This is a genomic window from Mycobacterium sp. (assembly GCF_044342925.1).
Classification (GTDB): Bacteria; Actinomycetota; Actinomycetes; order Mycobacteriales; family Mycobacteriaceae; genus Mycobacterium.
Window position 1 is genome coordinate 1 of sequence record NZ_JBIIOV010000130.1, and the last position, 9303, is coordinate 9303.

General features: G+C 66.4%; 7 protein-coding genes. 4 read left to right on the forward strand and 3 right to left on the reverse strand.

The genetic code is table 11. From position 1 onward, the window contains the following. Both ADBZ6I_RS13195 and ADBZ6I_RS13200 read left to right on the forward strand, forming a co-directional pair. Positions 1-643: ACT domain-containing protein (locus ADBZ6I_RS13195; RefSeq protein ID WP_526384543.1), on the forward strand; the 643-nt coding region annotated here is incomplete at its 5' end. 217 nt (positions 644-860) lie between these two features. Then, positions 861-2147 (forward strand): serine hydrolase domain-containing protein, encoded by a 1287-nt coding sequence (locus tag ADBZ6I_RS13200; protein ID WP_526384545.1) that lies wholly within the window; start codon positions 861-863, stop codon positions 2145-2147. Between the two features lie 23 nt (positions 2148-2170). Here the strand turns inward: ADBZ6I_RS13200 and ADBZ6I_RS13205 are convergent, their stop codons facing one another. Further along, positions 2171-3640: a biotin carboxylase gene (locus tag ADBZ6I_RS13205; RefSeq protein ID WP_526384547.1), complete on the reverse strand. Its 1470-nt coding sequence runs from the start codon at positions 3638-3640 to the stop codon at positions 2171-2173. Positions 3641-3749: 109 nt separating this feature from the next. On the opposite strand from ADBZ6I_RS13205, the gene ADBZ6I_RS13210 reads away from it, so the two are divergent. After that, positions 3750-5663, forward strand: coding sequence for a primary-amine oxidase (locus tag ADBZ6I_RS13210; RefSeq protein ID WP_526384549.1), 1914 nt, complete (start codon positions 3750-3752; stop codon positions 5661-5663). A 23-nt stretch (positions 5664-5686) separates the two neighbouring features. Here the strand turns inward: ADBZ6I_RS13210 and ADBZ6I_RS13215 are convergent, their stop codons facing one another. After that, positions 5687-7213, reverse strand: a complete 1527-nt coding sequence (locus tag ADBZ6I_RS13215) for an amino acid permease (RefSeq protein WP_526384551.1) — start codon at positions 7211-7213, stop codon at positions 5687-5689. Positions 7214-7378: 165 nt separating this feature from the next. On the opposite strand from ADBZ6I_RS13215, the gene ADBZ6I_RS13220 reads away from it, so the two are divergent. Then, entirely contained in the window at positions 7379-8281 is a 903-nt protein-coding gene (locus ADBZ6I_RS13220) for a universal stress protein (RefSeq protein WP_526384553.1), read from the forward strand. Here ADBZ6I_RS13220 and ADBZ6I_RS13225 read toward each other — a convergent pair whose 3' ends face one another. Beyond that, positions 8282-9178: a peptidylprolyl isomerase gene (locus ADBZ6I_RS13225; RefSeq protein WP_526384555.1), complete on the reverse strand. Its 897-nt coding sequence runs from the start codon at positions 9176-9178 to the stop codon at positions 8282-8284. Positions 9179-9303: the final 125 nt, after the last annotated feature.

The window sequence follows — 9303 nt, forward strand, 5'->3', positions numbered from 1 at the left end:
CGCACTGGCCCAGGAGTTGCGCTACGCCGACGTCTCGGCGCTCTACACCGCCGTCGGCGAAGGGCACGTGTCAGCGCGGCACGTCGTGCAGCGGCTGCTGGCCCAGCTCGGCGGCGCCGACGGTGCCGAGGACGAACTCGCCGAGCGGTCCACCCCGACCACCATGGCGGTGCGTCATCGCTCCACCGACGACACCGGCGTGGCGGTGCCCGGTGCGCCCGGCGTGCTGACCAAGCTGGCCAAGTGCTGTACCCCGGTGCCCGGGGACAACATCATGGGGTTCGTCACCCGAGGCGGCGGGGTGAGCGTGCACCGCACCGATTGCACCAACGCCGCCGATCTGCAGCAGCAGTCCGAACGCATCATCGACGTGCTGTGGGCGCCGTCGCCCACGTCGGTGTTCCTGGTCGCCATTCAGGTCGAGGCACTGGACCGGCACCGGCTGCTGTCCGACGTCACCCGGGTGCTGGCCGACGAGAAGGTCAACATCCTGTCGGCATCGGTGACCACCTCCGACGACCGAGTTGCCATCAGCCGGTTCACTTTCGAGATGGGCGACCCCAAGCATCTCGGCCACGTGCTCAACGCGGTGCGCAATGTCGAGGGTGTCTACGACGTGTACCGGATTACTTCCGCCGCCTGACGATGCCGCCGAGGTACGAGGCGGAGGAGGAGGGCGGCAATCAGATTCCGCCGCCTGACCGCCGAGTCGACCGCCGAGTCGACCGCCGAGTCGACGATGCCGGGCGAGGAACGTGCCCGGAGGAGGAGCGAGGCATTGGGTGATGCCGGGCGAGGAACGAGCCCGGAGCAGGAGCGAGATGATGTGGCGGGCCGCGCCCCGGCGGTAGGGTGACCCCATGCCTGAGGTGCCGCTGATGTCAGGGTTCCCCTCCGACCCGGAGCTGCGTGTCACCCTGGTGAACTGGCAGGATCCGCCGTTCAACCGGTGGTCGTTTCAACATCTGCGGGAACTCATTCCCACCCAGCGGATTCCGCGTGGACAGGGGCCGGTCCGGCCGTTGGTGCGCCACGACACCATGCTCGATCCCGGTGCGGTCGCCGTCCAGCGGGTCGACGATCGGGTATCGACCCTCGCCGAGGTGATGGATGAGACCTGGACCGATGCGGTAGTGGTCGTCCACGACGGCCGCATTGTTCTGGAGCGTTACTACGGCGGGATGACCCCGGACACAGTGCATTTGCTGATGTCGGTGACCAAGTCGGTCGTCGGCTGTGTGGCCGGGGTGCTGGTGGACCGCGGTCAACTCGATCCCAGTCAGCCCGTCGACGTCTACGTACCGGAGGTCACCGGTTCGGGATACAGCGGGGCCAGCGTGCGTGACCTGCTGGACATGCGCACCGGGGTGCTGTTCCGCGAGGAGTACACCAATCCCGAGGCCGAGGTGCGGGTGATGGAGCGTCACATGGGGTGGCGCCCCGGTCTGAGCCCCGGATACATCGGCGGCATGTACGCCTTTCTGGCCTCGATGACTGCGGTCACCCAGCACGGTGGCACGTTCGTGTACCGCTCGGCCGACACCGACATGCTCGGCTGGGTCTGCGAGCGCGCCGCCGGGGTCCGGATGGCGGATCTGATCTCCACGCTGATCTGGCAGCGGATGGGCGCTGAGCGCGAAGCTGAAATCACCTGTGACGGAGTCGGTTCGGCGATTCACGACGGCGGTATGTCGGCTACCGCACGCGACGTCGCCAGGTTCGGCCAGATGCTTCTGGATGACGGCTACGTGTCGGGTATACCGGTGGTACCCAGCCGGTGGCTGGTGCAGTCGCGCATGCTCGACCCCGACATCCGGGGTGCCTTCGCGGCGTCGGCGTCCGAGGCGACGCTGACCGGCGGCTGGTACCGCAACCAGTTCTGGTACGTACCCGGGCCGGTCGGAGATCTTCAGGTGTGCCTGGGCATTCACGGCCAGATGGTTCTGATCGACCGCGCGACCAGAACGGTGTCGGTCAAGATGTCGTCGTGGCCGACCGCCCAGTCGCCGTCTCAGCTGCTCGACACCATGCGGGCGTTCATCGCGACGGGCCGCCATCTTGCCGGGCTGTCCGGCCACGGCCACAACCGGACCGCGTTGACCGGGCCGATCGGCGTGGTCGAGGGCCGCGGACGCGGGCGTAGCTGAGCCCGCTGAGGCGGCTCAGGTGTCTACTTCACGAAACCGATCGGATACACCGCGGGCGGAGTCGGCAGCGGTTCGCTGACATACATGGCCCGGATGCCGTCAATGTAGCTGCGGCACCGCCGCGTTAGTCCGTCATCGGTCTGCATCCGGCCCTTGGTGACCAAGATGCCCAGGTCGGCTCCCTTGAAGCGATAGTCCCCGGGACCGTACACGCGGAGGAAGAAGCACTCGTCCTCGTGGGTAACGTCGTGCCAGTCGTTGGTGACGCCGATGAAGTTCAGCGTGCCGTCCTCGGTCAGCCGGTACCGGCCGGTCTGGGGTGCGGCCAGAATCCGCTCGATCTCTTCGTTGGGTTCCTTCATGATCAGCTGAGCCCACACGTCCACGGCGGCGAGCTCGCGCCAGCGCTCGTTGATCTCATCGACGTCAACCTGGTAATCGACATCCATGAATTCCAGCAGATGAAACAGGAACAGCGGAATGTCGGCGTAGGCACCGGCGGTCACGTTGGTCATCGACGACGCCCCGGAGATCCGCGGGTTCAGTTCGCCGAGATAGACCTCATCGGAGTCGAGATCCACCAGCACGTCCACTTCGAAGAATCCCTTGTACCCCTCTTTCCGGAGCCGGTCGCCCAGGCGCCGTACGTGGCCGATGGCGGTGTTGCGGTGCGCCTCCGAGAGCGCCTCGGGGAACAGGTCGTTGCCGCACCAGCCCCCGCGGTAGGGGGTCAGCTCCGGGTAGCCGGTCAGGTCGGTCATGAACGGTCCGACGACCGTGCCGTGCTCGGTGTTGACGGCCTCGACCGCCACGGCCCGGTTGTTGATCCGCTTCATGATCTTCAGGTCCTGGCCGACCATGTTCTCGCTGTCCCGGTCCCAGTCGGCCGCGCAGGTGATGAAGAACGTCGTCTTGCCCGAGTCGCCGTACGGTGTCTGCACCACCAGGTCCGAGCCAAGGCCGGCGGCGGCGGTCAGCTCGCAGAGTTGCTGATAATCATCGGCGCGGGCCAGGACGTTGGGTACCGAGGGTGCGCCGGCCTGCTCCCCGAGCTGGGTGGTGACGATCTTGGAGTCGAGATGCCGGCGTAGTGAGTCCGGCGGAAGGATCAAGTTGTAGTCCAAGTCGTGGCAGATCTGCTCGGTCTCCTCGTCGAAGAAGACCATCGCAATCATCGGACGCAAACCGGTTGCGGCGCAACGCAGCTCGATGTGGCGTTGCACCTCGGCGTCGCGCAGCAGGTAGTTGTTGATCTGCTCGGAACTGTTGAATTCGGTGTAGGGCTTAAGGCTCGGAGTGAACACTCGCGGATGCGCGCCGTCCCACGAATCGTGGTAGACGATGTACTCGAATCCGCGCACCCACCGGTCGATTCCGAGCAGGTTGAACGCGGTCGGGCCGACGAAGAAGATGGGTTGCTCGTTTGTTCGGAAGAATGTCCGAATCTCCGGGATGCCATTAAGCCCGCGGGCTCCGAATGCGTTGGATATCATAGGAATCCTGCCGGTCGATTGGCCGTTTATGCTGAATCGGAGTCTCTCACGCCGCAGAGATCCGGCACCCGAAAACCGTTGACTGTCATAGTCGGGCAAGGAGGCCTGGATGGCCCACCATCCACTGGATTCGCTATCGGCCGAGGAGTTCCGGCGCACCGCCGAGATCCTCCGGGGCGAGGGCCGGGTGACAGACGGGTGGCGGTTCACCTCGATCGAACTCAAGGAGCCCGAAAAGAGTGCGGTCAAGGCATGGCGGCCCGGCCAGCCCGTGCCGAGGGTGGCCTTCGCTGTGCTGCTGGACCGCGCCGCGAACAAGACCTATGAAGCGACCGTCGATCTGACCGGCGGCTCGGTGGTCTCGTTCGAGCACATTCCCGGCGTCCAGCCCAATTTCACCCTCGACGAGTTCTACGAGATCAACGAGGCGATGCGCAAGCACCCCGATGTCATCGCCGCCCTCGCCGAGCGCGGCTTCACCGACATGGACCTCGTCCTGATCGACACCTGGACCTACGCCAAAGCGCTGATGCCGGAGCGCTACCGCGACCGCCGTCTTGGCTGGAGCGATCTGTGGGTGCGGGCCACGCCGGGGGGCAACCCGTACGGACATCCGGTGTCGGGCATGAAACTGGTGGTCGACATGAACACCGGCGAATTGCTGGAGATCGAACGCGATCACGACTTCGGCCAGCCCGAGGTGGACTGCGAATACGTGCCGTCGGTCCGGGGGACGGCGGTGCGCACCGACCTCAAGCCGCTGCACATCACTCAGCCCGAAGGCCCGTCGTTCGCCCTCGACGGTTCGGAGCTGAAGTGGCAGAACTGGACGATGAGGCTGGGCTTCAACTACCGCGAAGGCCCGGTGATCTACCAGCTGAGCTTCGACGACAACGGTGTCAAACGCGATGTCGCCTACCGGATTTCGCTCGCAGAGATGGTCGTCCCCTATCGGGATCCCAGCTTTGACCATTACCGCAGAACCGCCTACGACATCGGTGAGTGGGGCCTGGGCTCGATGACGACCTCGCTTGAGCTGGGATGTGACTGCCTCGGCGAGATCCGCTATCTCGACGCGTCGCTGGCCGACAGCCGCGGCGAGCCCTACACCGTCAAGAACGCGGTCTGTCTGCACGAGGAAGACAACGCGGTGATGTGGAAGCACGTGGACTACCAGACCGGGGCCGAGGTGCGGCGCCAGCGCCGGATGGTGATCTCCTGCCATGCGACCGTGGCCAACTACGAGTACCTGATCTACTGGCGCCTGTACCAGGACGGCAACATCGAGTGCGAGATCCGGGCCACCGGCATCATGGTGACCACTCCCTTCCCGGACGGCGCCACACCGCCGCCCTACGGCACCGTCGTCGACACCAACACCTACGCCCCGGTCCACCAGCATTTTCTGGTGGCTCGGCTGGACCTCGACGTCGACGGTGAGGACAACACCGTCATGGAGATCGATTCGGTGGCCCCGCCGGTGTCGGCGGACAACCCCTACGGCTTGGCGCTGGTCACCGAGTCCACGCCGATCACCTCAGAAGCTCACGCCGCCCGGGATTTCGACTGGTCCACCCAGCGCGCCTGGAAGGTGGTCAACCCCAACAAGACCAACAAGTACGGCACGAACGTCTCCTACAAACTCGTTCCGGGAGCGTGCTTTCCGCCGATGATGGATCCGTCGACGGTCCAGTACCTGCGGGCTCCGGTGATCGGCCACACCCTGTGGGTGACCAAGAACAGTGGCGACGAGCGTTGGCCGGCCGGCAAATACCCGGCTCAGTCCGAAGTCGACACCGGGATGACCGAGTGGCTCAAGGACGACGCGCCGCTGGTGAACACCGACGTGGTGCTCTGGTACGTGTTCGGCATCCACCACATCACCCGGATGGAGGAGTGGCCGATCATGTCGGTCGACACCGTGTCGTTCTGGCTCAAGCCCTCCGGATTCTTCGACCGCAACCCGTCGATCGACGCGGCGCCGACGTCGAAGGGTGGAGCGGGGGCCTGCCACAGCGGGTGAGACCGGGGTCCCCTCGGTCGGGATCAATCCCCGACGACGACGGGGGTGTCCTTGCGCAGGGTCTCGCCGCGGAAGAACGCGGGCTGCATCGAACGCCACACCAGCATCAGGACGAGGCCGAGCAGGATCAGCCCCAGCCCCAGCACCAGAACCAGTCCGATGCCGAAAACGCTTGCGCCACTGCCATAATCGGGAGAGGCGCTGTCGCGCAGCGTGATGATCAGGACGGCGAACAGGCCCAGGCCGCCGAGTAGCGGGAAGAGCAGTTTGAACGCAAAGCTGTTGAGGTCGGCGAACAGCTCGTGGCGGAAGAACCAGATGCAGGCGAACGCGGTGAGACCGTAGTAGAAGCAGATCATGATGCCCAGGGCGTAGATGGTGTCCATCAGGGCGTTGCGGCTGAGCAGGTGCATCACGGTGTAGAACGTGCCGGCGACGACCCCGGCGGCCACCGTGGCGTAGGACGGGGTGAGGTAACGCGGGTGAATCGCCGCGAACCGTGCGGGCAGCGCCCCATAGGTGGCCATGCCGAGCATGGTGCGCGACGACGGCAGGAAGGTGGTGATGAGGCTCGCGGTGCTCGATGCCAGCACGGCCAGATACAGCAGCAGCTGCCAGGGGTTGCCCAGGACGGGCTCGGCCAGTGCGGCGAAGACATTGCTGGCGTTGTCGGGGTTACCCAGACCCACGCCTTCCTCGCCGGTGCCGGCGTACATCTGACTGGCGGTCGCGACGATCAGATAGGTCAGCAGGATGGACAGAACGCACAGCAGCGCGGCCCGGCCGGGGGTCTTCGCCGAACCCTTGGACTCCTCATTGACAGTCAGGCAGGTGTCCCAGCCCCAGAACGCGAAGATCGACCCGGACAGCCCCGCGATGAACGCCGACAGCGTCAGCCCCGCGGGACTGAACCAGTCCCAGGAGAACGGCATTCCGGTGGCCGAGGATTCCGACTTGGCGATCGCCAGGACGGCGAACAAGCCAAGCATCGCCAACTGGAAACCGACCAGGACGAACTGCACCCGCTCCGTCGTGGTGATACCCCGGTAGGCCACCCAGGTCGCGACGAACAGGAAGGTGAGGCAGGTCAAGACGTTGATCCATGGGTTCTCCCACAGTGCACCCAGGCTTTCGTTACCGAATAGGTCGCCGAGGAACTGATAGAAGAACTCCACCGCGACCCCGGCCAGGTTGGACAGCACGATGGCCGTCGCCAGGACCGCGGCCCACCCGCCCAGCCAGCCGACGTAGGGGCCGAAGGCCTTGGTGGTCCAGGTGAACGACGTGCCGCAGTCCGGCACCACCTTGTTCAACTCGCGATAGGCGTAGGCGGCGAAGAACATCGGCAGGAACCCAGCGATGATCACCACGGCCATCTTGGTGCCGGCCTGTGTGACCAGAATGCCGATGGTGGCTGTCAGCGCGTAGGCCGGTGCGACCGAGGAGATACCCAGCACCACGCTGCCCAGAACACCGACGGAGTTTGCCGACAGGCCCTTGTCCTGAAGATCGGCTTCGGCGGCGTGCTGGAGATCATGTGCGTGTTCCATGCCGATTGGTACCGCCCGCCGGGTCTATCTGCTGCGATGAATGTTGGATGTACGGTACCGCTGACAGCCGAACGTGTTCGGTGTTTGCTTGCCTTGGCATAGTTGAAACTTGTCCTAGTTTCGGTACGCCCGCGCACGCCCGTGATCTCACTCCAAGGAGCCGCAATGACAGTCGAGATCGCCGAGACGGGCGTCGTCGTCGGAGCCGACGGGTCCGAGCACGGCATCGCCGCCCTGCGCTGGGCCGCCGCCACCGCCGTCGCTTACGGCCTGCCGCTGACGGTGCTGCACGCGCGCCCCGACGCCATCGCCGAGCCGACGTTGGTGTCCGAGCCCGACGGTGTTCTCGGCGACGCGGTGGCGGTGGCCCGCGCCGAGCACCCCGGGCTGCAGATCCGGGCGCTGCAGATGCCTGACGCACCGGTGCAGTCGCTGCTGGCCGCGGGGGAGGAGGCCGACGTCGTGGTGCTCGGCTCGCGCGGCATCGAGGGTTTCCGGGGTCTGCTGCTGGGGTCGACGACGATGCACGTCGCGCCGTACGCGCAGTGCCCGGTGGTGGTGGTGCACTCCGGCCTTGAGGGCGGGGTGCTGTTCGAGGCCAGTGACGGGTATCTGGGCAATCCGGGCCAGGTGATCCTCGGTTACGACGGATCGCCGGCGTCGAATCGGGCCGCCGCCTTCGCTTTTCGGCACGCTGAGGCGATCGGCTGCGGTGTGGTCGCGGTGAGCGTGGAGGCCGGCCGGGGCGACCCGGAGACCGAGCCGATCGACCCGGAGAACGCCACCCCCGGCTCGGACACCAGTGCGTTCCACTCGCCGGTGATCGTCACCGCCTCGTCGTTCCCCGACGTCCCGGTGTCGTTCGTCGCCGGCTACGGACGGCCCGCCGAGGTGCTGCTCACCCAGGCGATCGGCGCCGAGCTGCTGGTGGTCGGCAGCCGCGGCTCCGGCGGCTTCGCCGGGCTCATCATGGGCTCGGTCAGCCAGAAGGTGCTGGCGCACGCCAGTTGTCCGGTGGCGGTGCTGCATCCGGGAATTCCGGCGGAGACCGCCGCCGGAATGGCGTGATCAGTCCAGCAGGATCGACGTGACCTTCACCTCGGTGGCCGGCTTGCCGTCCTGGCCGCCACCGGCGACACCCGCGCCGGCGATCTTGTCCAGGGTGGCCAGACCGGTGGCGTCGATGGTGCCGAACACGGTGTAGTTCGGCGGCAGCTTCGAGTCCTTGTAGACCAAAAAGAACTGGCTGCCATTGGTATTCGGTCCGGCGTTGGCCATGGCCAGCGCGCCGCGCGGGTAGAGCACCGGCTTCTGCAGAGCCGGGTCGTCCTTGCCGAACTGGTTGGTGGGGTACTCGTTGGCGAACGAGTAACCCGGTCCGCCGGAGCCCGAGGCGGTCGGGTCACCGCACTGCAGCACGCCCAGTTCGGGTGCGGTGGTCAGCCGGTGGCAGACGGTGTCGTTGAAGTAGCCCTTCTGGGCCAGGCTGGCAAAGCTGTTGACCGTGCAGGGCGCCTCGGCGTTGTTGAGGATCAGCCCGACGTTGCCCTGGTCGGTGGCCATGCTGACGCTGATCGTCGCCGGGTCGGTGGGCACCGCGCCGGCCTTGGGCGGCTCGACGTCCTTGGCCTGCTGGCCGGCCGCCGGGTACTGGCAGTTGGCGCCGAGATCGGCGGGGGCGGTGAAGGCCGGCAGCTGGTCGGGTCCGCCGCGCACCAGCTGGGTGGGCGCGCCCGGGGCGGCTGCTGCCGTGCTCGTTGCGCTGGAGGACGCCGAGGACGCCGACGATTCAGCCTTGTCGCCCTTGAAGACGAACGCCGCGATCGCCGCGGCGCCGACGGCCAGGGTCAGCATCGCGGCCACCACCGTGAGGATCCGCTGCCGCCGCTCCTGCTGGGTGCGCTGGGCAAGCTGCTGCTCCAGCTTGCGCTTGGCCTCTTCGCGTCGTTCTGCGTTCGTGGTCACCGCTGAGGATCCTCCGTATCGGGTCGATCGATCGCGCAGTTGAGTGTGCCAGCCCGGGCTGTGAGCGGGTGGACCGGGCTGGGACACTGGTCGGCGTGTTGCTCAAGGCGTTCCCGGCCGGCATG

Coding starts and splice junctions, on each gene's coding strand:
- ADBZ6I_RS13210 (WP_526384549.1), top strand. CDS start 3,750: ATGGCCCACCATCCACTGGATTCGCTATCGGCCGAGGAGTTCCGGCGC.
- ADBZ6I_RS13200 (WP_526384545.1), top strand. CDS start 861: ATGCCTGAGGTGCCGCTGATGTCAGGGTTCCCCTCCGACCCGGAGCTG.
- ADBZ6I_RS13220 (WP_526384553.1), top strand. CDS start 7,379: ATGACAGTCGAGATCGCCGAGACGGGCGTCGTCGTCGGAGCCGACGGG.
- ADBZ6I_RS13215 (WP_526384551.1), bottom strand. CDS start 7,213: ATGGAACACGCACATGATCTCCAGCACGCCGCCGAAGCCGATCTTCAG.
- ADBZ6I_RS13205 (WP_526384547.1), bottom strand. CDS start 3,640: ATGATATCCAACGCATTCGGAGCCCGCGGGCTTAATGGCATCCCGGAG.